At 58.2% G+C, this 546-nt stretch carries 1 protein-coding gene; it reads right to left on the bottom strand.

Annotated features, from left to right (window positions below):
- Positions 1-546, bottom strand: a 546-nt coding sequence (locus ACTHUE_RS19990) for an ABC transporter permease (protein WP_440424276.1), incomplete at both ends; no start/stop codon positions are given.

Consider the following 546-nt stretch of genomic DNA (forward strand, 5'->3'; position numbering starts at 1 on the left):
CAATAAAAGCAGATAACGGCCGATTCCGTCCAGTCCGCTGCGGTTGAGCAGCAATTCCTGAAAAGCCTTCAAGCCCCAAGCCATCGGGGAAATCCAAGTGAGTTGCTGCATGGTTTCGGGCATGACGTGGGCGGGTACCATAATGCCGCCGATTGCCGCCATCAGGATGATGCCGCCGCCGCCGAGGACGACGGCATGTTCGGTGGATTTGGCGCAGACGCTGATTAACAGCGCGTAGCCGAGTGCGGCGGCGCTGACGGCGGCGGACAGTAGCGCGTAGGGAACAAGGCTGCCGTTGAGTATGAGGGCGGGCACGCCGATTTCGGGCAGCAGGTAGCGGCCGAGCAACAGCATTCCGACAAACTGAAGCTGGTTAATCAGGAAATAGGGGATAAGTTTCGCAGCAATCAGGCCGGATGCGGAGGCGCGGGCGAGACGTAAGCGGGTAATGGTGTTGTTCTGGCGTTCCAGCGCCATGACGTTCGATAGCGGTATCATAATGAAAAACATACCGAAAATCAGCCATGCGGGGACGCTGTGCTGTAC

This window comes from Neisseria sp. P0021.S005 (assembly GCF_051956955.1).